The sequence below is a fragment of the Leisingera sp. ANG59 genome, assembly GCF_013317235.1.
Classification (GTDB): Bacteria; Pseudomonadota; Alphaproteobacteria; order Rhodobacterales; family Rhodobacteraceae; genus Leisingera.
The window spans coordinates 242,398-257,997 of sequence record NZ_WLCM01000004.1 but is presented as its reverse complement, the minus strand read 5'-3'; the positions used below and the strand labels follow the sequence as shown (position 1 = coordinate 257,997).

The window sequence follows — 15,600 nt, the reverse complement described above, 5'->3', positions numbered from 1 at the left end:
GCCGTTTCAGCCTTTCTCCAGACGCCGGAAGGCCAGGGAAATCACGCCTGCGATGCCCATATAGACAAGCGCCAGAAGCAACAGCGGCTCATAAACGATGAATGTATCGGCCCGGACGCGTGAGGAAACCGCGTAGATTTCCATCACCGTGATCGTCGCAACCAGCGGCGTCGCTTTCAGTTGCAGTATGGTTTCGCCGCCCAGGGTCGGCAGCACGTTGCGCACCGCCTGCGGTAGCCAGATCCGCCGGAACATAGTGAAGCGCGGCATGCCAAAGGATTTCGCGGCCTCCAGCTGCCCTTTGGCCACGCCGGAAAATGCGCCGCGCATCACCTCCCCCTCATAGCCCGCATAAGACAGGGTCAGCGCCAGCACCGCGTAGGGCCAGGCCTGCCGCAGGTAGGGCCACAGCTCAGAGGAGCGGATCCAGGGAAACTGCGGAAACAGAGACCCCAGCCCGTAATAGAGCAGCCAGATCTGCAGTAGCAGCGGCGTGCCGCGGATGATGGTGCAGAAGGTGCGCGCCGGGATCGACAGGTACCAGGGTCCCACCGCCTGCGCCAATCCCAGCGGCACCGCCAGCAGGAAGCCGAGGAAAGTCGAGACGGCCAGGATCCACACTGTGGCCCACAGGCCCTCCAGCGCCAGCGGCGCGTATTTCGGTATCCAGTCCCAGCGCAGCGCAATGGCGCACCAGATCACGATACCCGCGAACACCAGCATCATCACGACGCGGTGCGGCTGCATCAGGTCTTTCAGGCTGATCATCGCGCCCCCCCCTTCAGCGAGGGCTGGCCGCGCCGTGCCCATTTCTCAACCCGGGCAAAGACCGCGCCGGAGCACAGCGTCACCATCAGGTACAGGAACCCGGCCGCCAGAAAAAAGGTGAAATAGGCCCGCGTGCTGCTGGCTGCCTGGCGGGTTTCCAACGTCAGCTCATTGAAGCCGACCACCGCCAAAAGCGCGGTGTCCTTGGTGGCGATCAGCCACAGGTTCGCCAGCCCCGGCACCGCAAAGCTCATCATCGCCGGGATCGTCACCCGGCGCATGATCATGAAGGCCGGCATGCCATAGGATTTCGCCGCCTCGATCTGGCCCGTCGGCACCGCCTTGATGGCGCCGCGCAGCACTTCGGTGGCATAGGCCCCCTGCACCACGCCCAGCACCCAGATGCCGGCCGCAACGCCGTTGATCTCGACCCGGCCGCCGCCCATAGCGGCGGAGATCTTGTTGATGATATCGCTGCCCACGTAATAGAGGATCAGGATCAGCACCAGTTCCGGCACCGCCCGGATCACCGTGGTGTAGATGGCGAGAAGATCACGCGTGACCTTCCCGCCGTAGAGTTTGCCATAGGCTCCGAACAGCCCGATCACCAGCCCCAGCCCAAAGGCGCCGAAGGCGATCTGCAGGGAGTTGGCAAGCCCGCGCAGCAGGTTGCCTCCCCAGCCCGACAGCGACAGCAGCTCCGCGCTGGCGCCGAGGCCCAGTAGTTCAAGCAGTCCGGTCACGTCAGCGCCTTAGTAGATGCTGGTGGTGAAGTATTTGGCAGTGATCTTCTCATGGGTGCCGTCGGCCAGGATCGCCGCGATGCCCTTGTTCAACGCCTCGCGCAGTGCGTCGTCGCCCTTGCGCACGCCAGCGCCGACCCCGCGGCCCAGAATTGCCGGGTCATCCGCCACCGCGCCCTTGATCTCACAGCAGCCGCCGTTGCCGGAGTTGACGAAATCCGCCATCGCGATGCTGTCCGCCTGGGTCGCGTCAATGCGGCCGGCAAACAGGTCCTGGTTTGCCTCATCCTGGGTCTGATAGACCTTCAGCTCGGCATCCTTGAAGTATTCCTGCGCATAGGCTTGGTGGATGGTCGAGGCCTGGATGCCGACAATCTTGCCCGCCAGAGATTCCGGCGTCGGCGCAATGTCCATCGACTTGTCCGCCACGATCACCGCCGGGGTGTTGTAATAGGGATCGGAGAAATCGATTGTCTTCATCCGTTCCTCGGTGATCGACATGGAGGCCATAATGGCGTCGATCTGCTGGCCGGTCAGCGACGGAATGATGCCGTCCCAGGCCACCGGCGTGATCACGCAGTCCAGTTCAGCCGCGGCGCAGACAGCGCCAATCACCTCGACCTCCCAGCCGACCCAGTTGCCGGAGTTGTCGAGCGACGCAAACGGCGGATAGGGTTCGGCAGCGATGCCGATTTTCACCTGTTCAGCAGCAGCCGCGCCAGCGGACAGAGCGGCAGCCGCGGTTGCCGCGGCAAGCAATGCTTTCAGTTTCATCTTCTTCTCCCAGTTGGTTTTTATTTTGGTGGTAGTGGATCAGGCGACCGAGCTCAGGAATTGCTTCAGCCGGTCTGATTGCGGATTGCCAAAGACCTCGGCAGGCGGCCCCTGCTCTTCGATGCGGCCCTGGTAAAGGTAGACAACGTGGTTCGCGACTTCGCGGGCGAATTTCATCTCATGGGTCACCAGCAGCATGGTGCGCCCCTCGGCGGCCAGATCGCGGATCACCGTCAGCACCTCGCCCACCAGTTCCGGGTCCAGCGCGGAGGTCGGTTCATCAAACAACATCGCCGACGGGTCCACCGCCAGCGCGCGGGCAATCGCCGCCCGCTGCTGCTGGCCGCCGGACAGATAGGCAGGATAAGTGCCCTCCTTGCCGCCCAGACCCACCCGGTTCAGCAGCTCATGCGCCCGCGCGACGGCCTCGGCCTTGGGCACTTTCAGCACATGCACCGGCACCTCGATCACGTTTTCCAGCAGCGTGCGGTGTGTCCACAGGTTGAACTGCTGGAACACCATCGCCAGCTTGGTCCGGATGCGCTCGATCTGCTTCTGATTTGCCGGGCTGCCGTCACTCCGCATCGCAACTTCCTCACCGCCGATCACGATCTTGCCGGAACTCGGTGTCTCCAGGAAATTGATGCAGCGCAGCATGGTGGATTTGCCGGAACCGGAGCCGCCGATGATCGCCACCACATCCCCCTGATGCGCAGTCAGATCCACGCCCTTCAGCACTTCCAGATTGCCGAACGACTTGTGCAGATCCTCGACCCGGATCGCCTCCCGGCGCGTATCGGCTTCCGGAGCTGATGCGGCTGCTGCGGCTGTGTCCATCTTTGCGTCTTCCCGAATTTTCCGATTGCAGTAAGCCGCGACTCGAGTAATTATGCAAGTGTATAATTTTTCCGCCAGCACAAAAACAGGAGCTGAGGTGACCGACGAGCGCCGCAAATTCAAACGCGAATCCGCCAAGGCGCGGAAGGAAGCGCTGATTCTCGCCACGCTGGAACTGGTGGCGGAGAACGGCGTGCGCGGCGCCACGGTGCGGGGCATTGCCCAGCGCGCCGACGTCACCCAGGGGCTGATCCGGCATTACTTCAGCTCCAAGGAAGAGCTGATCATCGCCGCCTACGAGCACCACATGACCGCCATGACCGATCAGACATTTGCCCCCGCGGCGGGGGTGGACGGTACAGCACTGGCCAGGCTCACCGCCTTTGTGAATGCCTCGCTGACGCCGCCGGTTGTGGATCCGCGGTCCATCGCGCTCTGGGCCAGTTTCCTCAACAAGGTGCAGCAAGACCCGCAGATGAAGGCCACGCACGAACGCACCTATGCCTATTTCCGCGACTTTCTGGAGGGGCTGATCGCCGCCGCGCTGGAAGAAGCTGGCCGCCCCGCCGCTCCGGCCCGGCTGCGGCAGCTGGCGATTGCCTGCAACGCGGTGATCGACGGGCTGTGGCTGGAGGGCGGCGCCCTTCCGGACGCCTTTGCGCCGGGTGAACTGGCAGACATCGGACGGCAGTCGGTTGCCGCAATCACAGGTTTGAATTTGGAGCAGGAGGCTGAAAAGACATGAGGCTGACAGCAATCACTGAACGGCTGGCCGGACTGGGCGGCGGCAAATGGGAAGTGCACGCAAAGGCCCGGCAGATGGCCGCAGCCGGTGCCGACTTGGTGGAGATGACCATCGGCGAGCCGGACGTGCCCACTCCGCCGGAACTGGTCGAAGCCGCTGCGCAGGCGATGCACGCAGGCCGCACCGGCTATTCCGACGGCCGCGGCGAGGCGCATCTGCGCGCCGCATTGGCTGAATCCTACAGCGCCAGCCGCGGGCGGGATTTCGGGCCGGAAAATATCCTCTGCTTCCCCGGCACCCAGACCGCACTGTACGCAGTGCTGCAGGGCGTTGCCGAACCCGGTACCGAAGTGCTAGTAGGCGATCCGATGTATGCCACCTACGAGGGCGTGATCCGCGCCTCTGGGGCGGACATGGTGCCGGTTCCGCTGCGCCCGGAAGCCGGGTTCCGGATGCAGGCCAGCGATATTGCCGCCCGCATCACCCCGCGCAGCCGCGCCATCCTGCTCACCACCCCGCACAACCCGACCGGCGCCATCCTGACGCCGCAGGACTTGCGCGAAATCGGCGAGCTGGCAGTGCGGCATGACCTCTGGATCATCTCCGACGAGGTCTATGAGCACTTGGTGTTTGAAGGTGCGGAATTTGTCTCGCCGCTCTCCGATCCAGCACTGGCCGACCGGGTCATCTCGGTCTCCTCGATCTCAAAATCCCACGCCGCACCGGGTTTCCGCAGCGGCTGGTGCGCCGGGCCGGAGGCCTTCTGCACCGCCCTGCTGCCGGTGTCGGAAACCATGCTGTTCGGCAACCAGCCCTTCATCGCCGACATGACCGAAAGGGCGGTGCGCGAGGGCTCGTCGGTGGCCGCGGGCATGGCGTCCCGCTTTGCCGCCCGTGCCGCCCTGCTGGAACAGCGCCTGCATGGCGAGACCCGGCTGCACGTCCACCGCCCCAAGGCCGGGATGTTTGCCCTGATCAATGTATCCGCAACCGGCATGGACGGCGACGCCTATGCCTGGGACCTGCTGAACAGCGGCGTTGCCGTAATGCCCGGCTCCGCCTTCGGCGAAGGCCTCAAGGACTGGGTGCGCGTTGCCCTGACAATTGATGACACCAGCTTTGCGGCCGCCCTCGACCGGATCGTGGCGCACGCGAACTCCAAGGCACGAGGCGCAGCATGACCCGCAAGACAGTTGGCGAAGCCCTGGTCGCTGGGCTGGAGGCGCGCGGCGTTTCCTGCGTGTTTGGCATCCCCGGCGTGCACACGGTAGAGCTTTACCGCGGCCTGGCCGCCTCCGGCATTCGCCACGTTACACCCCGTCACGAGCAGGGCGCGGGCTTCATGGCCGACGGCTATGCCAGGGTGTCCGGCCAGCCGGGTGTGGCCTTTGTCATCACCGGCCCCGGCCTCACCAACACGCTGACCCCGATGGCCCAGGCCCGCGCGGATTCGGTGCCGATGCTGGTGGTGTCCGGTGTCAACGCAAGCAATACGCTCGGCAAGGGCCACGGCCACCTGCATGAGCTGCCCGACCAGCACGCGCTAGCCAAGACCGTGGCGCTGGCTTCCGAACACGTCGCCCGGCCTGAGGTGCTGGAAGCCGCGTTGGACCGCGTTTTTACCCCTTTCTCGGCCGGCCGTCCCGGCCCAACCCACATCGAGATCCCGCTGGACGTGGCGGGCACTGCGTCTCAGGACGGACCGGCATCCCCCGCCGCCGCCCGGCCACAGCTTGACCCTGGCCAGATCTCCGACGCCGCGGACCGCCTGTCCAAAGCGGGCAAAGTGGTGATCCTGGCCGGCGGCGGTGCCAAGAATGCCAGCGCGAGCCTCCAGACGCTCGCGGAACGCCTTGACGCCCCGGTAGTGCAAACCGTCAACGCCCGCGGGTTGATGCACGCCCACCCGCTGACCGTTCCGGCCAGCCCCAGCCTGCAAGCCGTCCGGGCGCTCATCGAGGAGGCCGATTGCGTGCTGGCTTTGGGAACGGAGCTGGGGCCGACGGACTACGATATGTACACCACTGGCAGCATGGCAGCCATGGCCGGGCTGATCCGGGTCGACATCTGCAAAGACCAGCTGGCTCGCCACGAGACTGAGCTTTCCATCCACGCCCGCAGCGCGGACGCGGTGGCTGCATTGCTCTCCTCTCTCCCGTCAGCAACTAAGCAAAGCCGGGGTCCTCAGCGCGCCGCAAGCACACGCACCGCCGCCCTTGAAGAAATCGGCCCGGACTACCGCCAGCAAGTGGCAGTTCTAAACGCAATGCGCGATGCGGTGCCCAATGCCCTGATGGTGGGCGACTCCACCCAGCCGATCTATGCCGGCAATCTCTTCTATGACCACGACCGCCCCGGCGGCTGGTTCAACGCAGCCACCGGCTACGGTGCGTTGGGCTATGGCATCCCCGCCGCCATCGGCGCCTCGATTGCCGATCCTTCCGCGCATGTCCTCTGCATCGCCGGCGATGGCGGCGCACAGTTTTCCCTGCCAGAGATGATGGCCGCGGCGGATGAAAACCTGCCCATCACCTTCATCATCTGGAACAACCGCGGTTACGGAGAGATCGCTTCCTCAATGGAGGCCGTGGACGTCCCAGTGGTCGGTTGCGACCCTGCTCCGCCGGAGTTCGGCCCCGCCGCTGCCTCCTTCGGCATTCCCTACACCCGCGTCCCGATGGAACCGCAGGCGGTTGCAGCAGCCGTCAGCGAGGCCAGCCGCAGCGGTACCCCTTCCATCGTCGAAATCGAAATCACCGGATCCGCTCCGGGCCAGGAGTAACCCCATGCGAAACCCCACTTTTGAATTCACCCGCGCCATCACCCGCCGCCCTGCCGCCACCATCACCGCTGGCCTGCGTGCCGAGGACATTGGCAACCCCAGCCTCGACGGAATGCTAAAGGCCCACGCAGCCTATGTCGCCGCGCTGCGCAGCACCGGCGCCGAAGTGATCGAACTGGACCCGCTGGAAGCTTTCCCCGACGCTCAATTCGTGGAGGACACGGCCCTCTGCCTGCCGCAGGGCACCATCCTGATGCGCCCCGGCGCGCCGTCGCGGCTTGGCGAGGTGGCGGAAATGGCTCCCACCCTGAGCGCCTGCTACGACGACGTTCGCGAAATCACCGGCCCCGGCCATATCGAAGGCGGCGACATCCTGGTGACCGGCAAGGAGATCCTGGTCGGCCGTTCCGACCGCACGGATGCCGCCGGAGTTGCCGAACTGGCTGAAATCGCCGCGGAATGGGGCCATACTCTGCGCGAGGTGTTCACCCCCGAAGGCGTTCTGCATTTCAAAACTGATTGTTCGCTGATGGACGCTGAGACGATCCTCTCGACCAGGCGCCTGGACGCCTCAGGCTGCTTCGCAGGCTACCGCGTTCTGCACGTGGCCGACGGCGAGGAAGCTGCGGCGAACGCCATCCGCTTCAATAATCTGGTGCTGATGGCAGCCGGTTTTCCGCGCACGGCGGAGATGCTTGCCACGGCCGGATACGAGATCGTCGAGATCGATAACGCAGACTGTGCCAAGCTGGACGGCGGCATGTCCTGCCTGTCGTTGAGGTTCTGATCACAGGCCTCTTGGCCCCGGCCCTTGCCTGACGGTCTCGAATAATGAAGACAAGGGCCGCCTGGCCGCCGACCGGCAATCGGCGCGGCTTGTCTGGAAGCCTCGGAATTTCTCGAACGCCGGTTCCCATGTCGCAGACACCAAAGATTGGCAGCCTTTATTTGCTTATCTGGGAATTGCCACGCGGTCCCCCCCATTGCGCCCGCCGTGAAGCAAAGTGAAATCACGGAGATTTATTCTTAAAAATACCGTTCCAGAAGCTGCCGGGCCGTTTCCAAATAAGCGTTTTGCCGTTCAGAGCTCATCCTGTCCCAAGTCCGGTAAACCTGATGCAGGCGGGGATTTTCGCGCAGCTTGTCAGCGTTGCGCACTAGGAAATCCCAGTACAACGGGTTGAAAGGGCAAGCCCCCTTGCCTGTCCTGCGTTTCACATCATAGCTGCAGCCTGCGCAATGATCCGACATCTTGTTGATGTAGTTGCCGCTGGCAGCATAGGGTTTTGACCCCAGCAGACCGCCATCGGCAAACTGGCTCATGCCAATCACATTCGGCGCCTCGACCCACTCATAAGCGTCGGCATAGACCGCCAGATACCATTCATGCACCTCGCGAGGGTCAACCGCCGCAAGCATGGCAAAGTTTCCTGTCACCATCAGGCGCTGGATGTGATGCGCATAGGCCTCTTCTCGGGTCTGGGTGATGGCGGCGGCCAGGCAGGCCATGTCGGTCTCGCCGGTCCAGTAGAATTCCGGCAGGGGGCGGGTGGCCTTAAGGAAATTCTGTTCGGTATAGCCCGGCATGTTGAGCCAGTAGATCCCGCGCATGTACTCGCGCCAACCGATGATCTGGCGGATGAACCCCTCCGCCGCGTTCAGCGGCGCGTGGCCTTCGTAATAGGCGCGCTCGACCCGGCGGCAGACCTCCAGCGGCTCCAGCAGGCCTGCGTTGATGTAATGCGACAGGACCGAGTGGTAGAGGAACCGCTCGCCCTCCAGCATGGCGTCCTGATAGTCGCCGAAATCCGGCAGCGCCTGTTCCACGAAGCCTTCAAGCGCCTCCAGCGCGCCGGTCCGCGTCACTGCGAACCAGAACGGGCGCAGGGTGCCGAAATTGCCGCCAAAGCGGGCGTCAACCAGGTCCAGAACCTCCTCGGTGATGCTGTCGGGCGTGGTTTGCAGCGGGCGCGGCAGGAACATTCCACCGCTCGCAGGCTTGCGGTTCTCATCGTCAAAGTTCCACTTGCCGCCCTCCGGCTGATCGCCATTCATCAGCAACCCGGTCTCGCGGCGCATCTCGCGGTAAAAATACTCCATCCGCAGCTGCTTGCGCCCCTCGGCCCATTGCTGGAACCGCTGGTGGGAGCAGAGAAAGCGGCTGTCCTGCCGCATGTCCAGTTCGACGCCCGCCTGTTCCACCCAATCCAGCAGCGCGGACTTCAGCCGGTATTCTCCGGGCTCCGTAACCACCACCCGCGCCTGCGGATGGTCCGTGCGCAGCCGGCCGATCTCGCCGGTCAGGCTGCCGGAGTTGCCGGGATCGTCCAGCCGCACATAGCGCAGCCGCCAGCCGCCGGCTTCCAGCTCCTGGGAGAAATGGCGCATGGCCGAAAACACAAAGGCGATCTTCTTCTTGTGGTGGCGGACATAGGAGGCCTCTTCCATCACTTCGGCCATCAGAAGGATGTCACGCGACGGGTCCGCGTCCGTCAGCGAAGGAATATTGCGGCTGAGCTGATCACCCAGGATGAGGATGAGGTTGCCATCGGCAACGGGTTCGCGTTCGTCGGTCATGCCGCGGCGCCCGGGCGGTTCATTGCGCGGGCCGCATGGTGGCGACCAGCTCGGCAACCTTGACGCCGAACTTTCGCATCTCGGCCCGGTTCATGATGACGCCGTCCTCGGTCAGATACAGCCAGTCTGTGGCCTGCAATGTGTAACCGCCTGAGTTTTCGGGCAGGATAATGTTGTAGGTAAGCCGCACAGTTGAGCCGGACACTACACCCTGCGCCACGCCGTCCAGGTCATCCGCGGTTGCCGTGAAGGTGTTTCCGGGACCCAGCTTAAGGTGCCACTTGCGGCTTTGGCTGGCACCGTTGGAAAAGGTGAACTCTTCGCTGAGGGTGCCCGTATCACCCTCCCAATTCCCGACCATCCGGGCGGTAAAGCTGCTTGCCATCTTGCCTGCCGGGCCAAAAATCACCCCTTCAGACAGGATCTCGCCGGACAAGTGTTCAGTCAGAACAAACTGCGGGCCGGTGCCCTCATATTCCTGCGGCGACTGAAAGCGGAAGCTGAACACATAGGTCTTTGCAATCATCGCAAGAAGCGCGATCGCGAGGCAGAGGGTCAGGAGTTTCATGCTGTTGCTCTTTCTGATGGCAGGGTCAGGGCAAAGGCGAAGGCGGCGGTTTTCAGGACACAGGGCAGAACCGCGTAGGACAGGGCTAGGGCGCGCAGCGCCTGCGGGCTATTGTCCGCTCCGGGTCGGAACCCCTGCTGCTGCAAAAGCGGTAGCGCCAGCGCGGCGGCCAGCGCCAGCGCCAGCTTGCCCGCAAAGGACCAGATGCCGAAGGCGGCGGAGGCATTGAGGCCCGCGCGGGTCAGCGCGATGCTGAACATCGCGGGCAGCAGCACCATGTCAGCGCCAAGCGTGGCACCCGAGACCGCGCAGATCAGGGCAAATCCCGGCAGGCTGCCCGGACCCAGCGCCGCGGCGCCGGCAAAGCTGGCGATTGCCAACGGCATGGCGATCAGCAGCGTCTGCTTTGCTCCGATCCGCTGGCTGAGGCGCGCCCACAGCGGCACGCTCAAGCCGGCGCAGAGGAAAAACAGCACCAGCAGCGGCCCGGCGTAGCCCGCAAGCTGCAGGTGGTCTTCGACAAAGAACAGGAACAGGGTGGAGGTTAGCGCCACCGGCAGGCTGTTCAGCACCGCGAGCGTCAGCAGCCGCAGCGCCCCGGCCTGTGCGAGGGCCATGGCTGACAACGGCTGGCCGGAGACCGCCGGGCGCCTCCAGAGCCGCACGGTTGCCGCAGCGGTTAACAGGGCAAGGCCGCCCAGCACGAACCCGAAGGCGCCATAGCCCTTCCCCGCGGCCCCCATTCCCGCCAGCATCGCGGGTGCGATGGCGGCAAAGATCACGCCGCTCAACATCCCGGCTTCGCGGAAGGCCGCCAGCGTCAGAAGCTCCCGCGGGGTGGATTGCTTGGCCAGCGTGGCGCTGCGGCCGTACAGCAGGATCATGCCCAGACTGTAGGCCGAGAACAGCAGAAGCAGCACCAGCACCAGCTTCGCCACCGCCAGCGGCCCGGTCGTCAGCCCGAACAGCAGCGGAAATCCGATCGCCAGCCCGCCAGCGGCCGCCAGCGCGAACCACGGCTGCATCTGCGGCCAGCGGTCGATGGCCCAGCCAATTAGCGGATCCTGCACAAGGTCGAACAGCCGGATGGCCAGCAGGATGCCGCCAAGCGCGCCCAGCCCGATCCCGAGGTTCACCGAGGCAAACTGCGGCAGGTGGATGTACAGCGGGATCCCCGCCGAGGCGAGCATCATCGCATAGAGGCTGACCCGGGGATACAGCATCCTCAGCCCAGCAGCGCGCGGGTGAAGCGGGCAGAGCGAGTGTTTTCGCCCACAAAGATCGACATGAAGCTGCGCTTGATCCCCGGCTGGGACAGGGTGCAGGCGCTGCGGCCATTGCGCAGGAAGCGGATCCGGTCCGGACCTTCGCTCACCGCAAGATAGCGGTCGCCGGGGGCAACGCCCTGAAAGCAGGCCTCAAACCGGGCGCGGCCCGGCGCGGCCTGACCGAGCCGCCGCATTTCGCGCAGGGTGGCCTCGACAAGATCGGTCTGGCTCAGCTGTCGCTGATAGGTCAGCTCAAGCGCGAAATCCTGGCCCCAGTCCAGCGGCGCGCCACCGCGCGTGAACAGCCGCGCCTGATAGACCGGCACACCCAGCAGCCGGAACGTCGCCGCGCCGCGCTGATCGGCCCCCGGCAGCAGCGATTGCACCGCAGAGGTAAAGCCCGCTGAGGGAGCCGCGAGCAGGCACAGGGCCAGGAGCAGCTTACGCATGGGCCAGCTCCACCTGCACGACATTGGTGTGGCCGATCGCAAAGGAAGCGGCGCAGATCTCCAGGTAGTACTGCCAGTTGCGGAAGAAGGCCTCGCCATAGCCAAGGTCCGTGATCCGCCGCTTTTGCGCCGCCAGACGCTCGGCCCAGATCCGGCAGGTGCGGGCGTAATCCTCTCCGAAGGCAAAACTATCGGCCACCTGCAGCCCCGCCGACCTGGCCTGCTGCGCGATCACCTGGTCGGACAGCAGCATGCCGCCGGGAAAGACATATTGGCGTATGTAATCCGAAGAGGTCCGGTAGGTCTGAAAGAAATCATCCCGCACCGTGATCGCCTGCAGCAGCACCCGGCCGCCTTCGGCCAGGCTGTCCTTCAGCTTGGCGAAATAGCTGGGCCAGTAGCGCTCGCCCACCGCCTCAATCATCTCGATCGAGACGATGTTGTCGAATTTGCCGCCAATGTCGCGGTAGTCGCGCAGCTGGATGTCGGCGCGCCCGTCCAGGCGGCTTTCGGCATAGCTGTGCTGGTTGCGCGAAATGGTGACACCGGTCACGTCGCGGCCTTCGGCGCAGGCCTGCTCGGCAAAGCCGCCCCAGCCGCAGCCGATCTCCAGCACCCGCTCGCCGCTCCCCAGTCGCGACAGGATGCGGGCGTTCTTTCGGCTTTGGGCCTGCGCCAGATCATCGCCCTCCGCGCCGAACAGGCCGGAGGAATAGGTCATGCCGTCGTCCAGCCACAACTGGTAGAATTCGTTGCCGACATCGTAATGCGCGCGGATGTTGCGGCGGGCACCGCGCTTGGAGTTGGCGCGCAGCAGCGTGTCGACGATGCGGAACTTGGCCCGGTTCAGCGGGCTGGCCTGATCGTAGCTTCCCAGATGCTCGCGGTTCTGCATCGCCAGCCGCATCAGCCCCTCGACCGACGGCGTGTCCCAGAGGCCCTGCACATAGGCCTCGCCAAGGCCGACCTGACCATGCGCCGCCATCGCAGAAACCGCAGCCCAGTCGTTGATCTGCATTTCGGCCTCAGGGCCTGTTCCGCCGAATTCATAACGCGCACCGTCCGGCGTTCGAAGCGTCAGCCGCCCCTCACGCAATTGCGCGCAGGCTTCCAGAAATTCCGACTGAAGGGCTTTGTCTGTCAATGCCATGATCTGTTCCTTTGGCCGGGGAGAATGTGAAAGCATTCATCATGCGGACAATCCGCATGGCGCTGGCGATGCCGTCTTCGTGGAAGCCGTGACGGTTGTAGGCACCGGCAAACCAAGTGTTGTTCTGGCCCTGCATCGCTTGGATCTGGTGCTGGGCACGCAAGGCAGCCTTGTCGAAAACGGGGTGTGAAAACTGCACCTGATCATAGACCTTCTCCGCCGGAATGGGCTGGGTGGGGTTCAGCGTCACAAACAGCGGATCGCTGTCCGGTATGTTTTGCAGCCGGTTCATCCAGTAGGTGACGCCAACCCTGCCCTCCTGGCTGCGGTAAGCCCAGCTGGACCAGCATTTGCGCCGTTTGGGCATCTGCCCTTCGTGGCAGTGCAAAACAGCTGTGTTCGGCTGATAGCGGATTGCGCCCAGCGCTGCCGTCTCTGCAGGCCGGGCATCCGCGCCCAGAATGGCCAATGCCTGATCGGAATGGCAGGCAAAGATGACGTCGTCAAAAAGGCGCGGCGCTTCGCGCTGGATCTGCAGCAGAACCCCGTCCGAATGCCGGACAACGCTTTTTACCGGGCTGGACGTGTGGATCCCGCAGCCGCGGGCCACAAGCGCCGCCTCCAGGCGGCGGACATATTCGATGCTGCCGCCCTTGACGGTCCACCATTGGTGCTTGCCGGAGCCTGCCAGCAGCGCGTGGTTTCGGAAAAAGCGGACCAGAGACCGGGCCGGAAAAGCGTCCACATCGGTGACCGGGGTTGACCAGATCGCGCCGCACATCGGCATCAGGTAGTGGTTGCGGAACCAACTGCCCAGTCCCAGCTCCTCCACCAATTCACCGATTGTCTTGTCATCATCGGTGGCAGCAGCTTCGGCCTGTTTGCCGAACCGCAGGATATCCGCGACCATCTTGTGAAACTGCGGGCGAATGAGGTTGCGTTTTTGGGCAGTCAGCATCCGCAGGCTGTTCAGCCCGTATTCCAGACGACCGCCGTCGATGCTGGCGCAAAAGCTCATGTCGCTCTTGATCACCGGAACATCCAGGTCGCGAAACAACCGTGTCAGATAGGGATAGGTGGCATAGTTGAACACGATGAAGCCGGTATCGACAGGCTGATCGCCGTTCCGGCCCGCCAGAACGGTGCGCGCGTGGCCACCCAGCCTGGGCGCGGCTTCATACAAGGTCACATCGTGCGAGGCGGACAGGTAATATGCTGCGGAAAGCCCCGATATCCCTCCGCCAGCAATGGCAATCCTGCGGCGGCGTCCCTGCGTCTGGTCCAGCATGTGTCTGCTTTCCTTGCTGTTGTTCGGACTGGATACGCCGCAAGCAAGAAACCGGATCACTCCGTGCGCAAAAAACTGCAAAGGAAGTGATCCGGGACGGCAAAGCAAGCGTACCCGAACCATGATAGAACACGTGGCAGCCCAGACATTTCATGCGCGAAGGGGCCGTTTGAAAAACGCCTTCCGCTACGGTGTCGACTTTATCCTGACCGACATGACCGACGGCGCGCCGCCGCTGCTGTCGCGCAACCGCTTCAACCTGTTCTCGGTCCATGACCGCCGCCACGGCGGCCCCCGCGGCAAGGGGCGCGGCATCGCCTGGTTCCGCGCGGAGCTGGAACGGCGCGGCTTTGCGCTGGAGGGCGCAGAGCTGTTGCTGCTGACCCAGCCCAGCTTCCTGTGGTTCCATTTCAATCCGGTCAGCTTCTGGATCGCGGTGAGGGACGGCAGCCCGCGCGCCTTCATCGCCGAGGTGAACAACACGTTCGGCCACCGCCATTGCTACTTCGCGGCCCACCCGGACTTCCGGCCAATCCGGCGCAGCGAGGTGATCGAGGCGGAAAAGCTGATGCATGTCTCGCCGTTTCAGCAAGTTGCAGGGCGCTACCGCTTCAATTTCGGCATGACGGATAAAGCCTTCAACATCCGGATTTCCTACACCAATGGCGAAGAGGGGGTACTGGCGACGCTGAATGGACTGCGCCGCCCCGTCACTGCTGGAGGACTGCTGCGCGCTGCCCTGCGCAGGCCGCTCGGGGCGGCCCGCGTCGTTGCGCTGATCTACTGGCAGGCGCTGCGGCTCTGGGTCAAGCGCGCACCGTTCCTGAAGAAACCAAAGCCGCCGGAACCGCTGATTTCCAACAGCGCCACATTCTCGGGGAAAGAGGCATGACGCCGTTTGCCGGCAAGACCTACTGGCTGGTGGGTGCGAGCCAAGGCCTCGGGCGCGAAATCGCACGGCGGCTGGATCGTGAAGATGCCCGGCTGATCCTGTCGGCGCGCTCCGAAGATTCGTTGCAGGATCTGGCACAGGAGTTGCGCCATGCGAAAGCGGTTCCTGTGGATGTGTCAGATATGAATTCGGTTGCAGAGGCTGCCCGCGCTGCCGGGGCGCTGGATGGTGTCATCTACAACGCAGGCGCATATGAACCGATGCGGACCCAGGACTGGGACAGCGCCGCCGCACTGCAGATGAGCGATGTGAATTTCGTCGGCGCGCTGCGTATTCTAGGGGAAGTGGTGCCCGGCTTTGTCAAGCAAAGGCGCGGGGAAATCACCCTGGTCGGCTCTCTGGCCGGATATCGGGGCTTGCCGGCATCAATCGGCTATGGCGCCAGCAAGGCGGCTCTGATCAGCCTGGCGGAAACCATGCGCCATGACCTGAAGGGCAGCGGGGTTAACGTCCGCCTTGTCAATCCCGGCTTCATCAAGACCCGGCTGACGGACAAGAACAGCTTCCTTATGCCGCAGCTGATGGAGCCTGGGGATGCGGCCCGCCATGTGATAGGCGCGATGCGATCGCGCCGCTTCCGCACCGATTTCCCGCGCCCCTTTTCCTATGCAATCAAGGCGCTGCATCTGCTGCCCGACTGGATCGTCTACCGCGGGAAATGAGCGGCACGCCCGAAATCTCACACAGTTCAAGCAAGCC

At 64.1% G+C, this 15,600-nt stretch carries 16 protein-coding genes; 6 read left to right on the top strand and 10 right to left on the bottom strand.

Going from position 1 to position 15,600, the window contains the following annotated elements; genetic code table 11:
- Nucleotides 1-6: 6 nt before the first annotated feature.
- Genes GKC28_RS05605 through GKC28_RS05590 form a run of 4 tightly spaced genes read right to left on the bottom strand, consistent with a single transcriptional unit; the run spans nucleotide 7 to nucleotide 3,122 of the window.
- Nucleotides 7-768, bottom strand: coding sequence for an ABC transporter permease (locus GKC28_RS05605; protein WP_174145813.1), 762 nt, complete (start codon nucleotides 766-768; stop codon nucleotides 7-9).
- Complete coding sequence (locus GKC28_RS05600) at nucleotides 765-1,511, bottom strand: ABC transporter permease subunit (protein ID WP_174145812.1); 747 nt, start codon at nucleotides 1,509-1,511, stop codon at nucleotides 765-767. The genes GKC28_RS05605 and GKC28_RS05600 overlap by 4 nt, the downstream gene beginning before the upstream one ends.
- A 9-nt stretch (nucleotides 1,512-1,520) precedes the next feature.
- Nucleotides 1,521-2,285 carry a transporter substrate-binding domain-containing protein gene (locus tag GKC28_RS05595; RefSeq protein WP_174145811.1) on the bottom strand — a complete coding sequence of 255 codons (765 nt, stop codon included), beginning with the start codon at nucleotides 2,283-2,285 and terminating at the stop codon, nucleotides 1,521-1,523.
- A gap of 39 nt (nucleotides 2,286-2,324) precedes the next feature.
- Entirely contained in the window at nucleotides 2,325-3,122 is a 798-nt protein-coding gene (locus tag GKC28_RS05590; RefSeq protein ID WP_174145810.1) for an ABC transporter ATP-binding protein, read from the bottom strand.
- A gap of 97 nt (nucleotides 3,123-3,219) precedes the next feature.
- On the opposite strand from GKC28_RS05590, the gene GKC28_RS05585 reads away from it, so the two are divergent.
- The 4 genes from GKC28_RS05585 to GKC28_RS05570 are packed head-to-tail and all read left to right on the top strand — an operon-like array spanning nucleotide 3,220 to nucleotide 7,436.
- A complete protein-coding gene (locus GKC28_RS05585; RefSeq protein WP_368041093.1) occupies nucleotides 3,220-3,867 on the top strand; it encodes a TetR/AcrR family transcriptional regulator in 648 nt (215 codons plus the stop codon).
- Complete coding sequence (locus GKC28_RS05580) at nucleotides 3,864-5,048, top strand: pyridoxal phosphate-dependent aminotransferase (protein WP_174145808.1); 1,185 nt, start codon at nucleotides 3,864-3,866, stop codon at nucleotides 5,046-5,048. The genes GKC28_RS05585 and GKC28_RS05580 overlap by 4 nt, the downstream gene beginning before the upstream one ends.
- Nucleotides 5,045-6,649 (top strand): 5-guanidino-2-oxopentanoate decarboxylase, encoded by a 1,605-nt coding sequence (locus GKC28_RS05575; RefSeq protein ID WP_174145807.1) that lies wholly within the window; start codon nucleotides 5,045-5,047, stop codon nucleotides 6,647-6,649. Before GKC28_RS05580 ends, GKC28_RS05575 begins: the two co-directional genes overlap by 4 nt.
- Before the next feature lie 4 nt (nucleotides 6,650-6,653).
- On the top strand, nucleotides 6,654-7,436 hold the full coding sequence (locus tag GKC28_RS05570; protein ID WP_174145805.1) for an arginine deiminase family protein: 783 nt from the start codon (nucleotides 6,654-6,656) through the stop codon (nucleotides 7,434-7,436).
- Nucleotides 7,437-7,675: 239 nt separating this feature from the next.
- Here the strand turns inward: GKC28_RS05570 and GKC28_RS05565 are convergent, their stop codons facing one another.
- From GKC28_RS05565 to GKC28_RS05540, 6 genes are read right to left on the bottom strand one after another with little or no spacing between them, the layout of a single operon-like run.
- A complete protein-coding gene (locus GKC28_RS05565) occupies nucleotides 7,676-9,226 on the bottom strand; it encodes a cryptochrome/photolyase family protein (protein ID WP_174145803.1) in 1,551 nt (516 codons plus the stop codon).
- Nucleotides 9,227-9,245: 19 nt separating this feature from the next.
- The gene (locus GKC28_RS05560) at nucleotides 9,246-9,794 is read right to left on the bottom strand and encodes a DUF3833 family protein (protein ID WP_174145801.1); all 549 of its coding nucleotides are present in this window, start codon (nucleotides 9,792-9,794) and stop codon (nucleotides 9,246-9,248) included.
- Nucleotides 9,791-11,017, bottom strand: coding sequence for an MFS transporter (locus tag GKC28_RS05555; protein WP_174145799.1), 1,227 nt, complete (start codon nucleotides 11,015-11,017; stop codon nucleotides 9,791-9,793). The genes GKC28_RS05560 and GKC28_RS05555 overlap by 4 nt, the downstream gene beginning before the upstream one ends.
- Nucleotides 11,018-11,019: 2 nt before the next feature.
- Nucleotides 11,020-11,511: a hypothetical protein gene (locus GKC28_RS05550; protein WP_174145797.1), complete on the bottom strand. Its 492-nt coding sequence runs from the start codon at nucleotides 11,509-11,511 to the stop codon at nucleotides 11,020-11,022.
- A complete protein-coding gene (locus GKC28_RS05545) occupies nucleotides 11,504-12,661 on the bottom strand; it encodes a cyclopropane-fatty-acyl-phospholipid synthase family protein (RefSeq protein ID WP_174145795.1) in 1,158 nt (385 codons plus the stop codon). Before GKC28_RS05545 ends, GKC28_RS05550 begins: the two co-directional genes overlap by 8 nt.
- A complete protein-coding gene (locus GKC28_RS05540) occupies nucleotides 12,600-13,949 on the bottom strand; it encodes an NAD(P)/FAD-dependent oxidoreductase (RefSeq protein ID WP_174145794.1) in 1,350 nt (449 codons plus the stop codon). The genes GKC28_RS05545 and GKC28_RS05540 overlap by 62 nt, the downstream gene beginning before the upstream one ends.
- A 121-nt stretch (nucleotides 13,950-14,070) precedes the next feature.
- Between GKC28_RS05540 and GKC28_RS05535 the strand changes: the two genes are divergently transcribed.
- On the top strand, nucleotides 14,071-14,841 hold the full coding sequence (locus tag GKC28_RS05535) for a DUF1365 domain-containing protein (RefSeq protein WP_174145792.1): 771 nt from the start codon (nucleotides 14,071-14,073) through the stop codon (nucleotides 14,839-14,841).
- Nucleotides 14,838-15,563 (top strand): SDR family oxidoreductase, encoded by a 726-nt coding sequence (locus GKC28_RS05530; RefSeq protein ID WP_174145790.1) that lies wholly within the window; start codon nucleotides 14,838-14,840, stop codon nucleotides 15,561-15,563. The genes GKC28_RS05535 and GKC28_RS05530 overlap by 4 nt, the downstream gene beginning before the upstream one ends.
- Nucleotides 15,564-15,600: the final 37 nt, after the last annotated feature.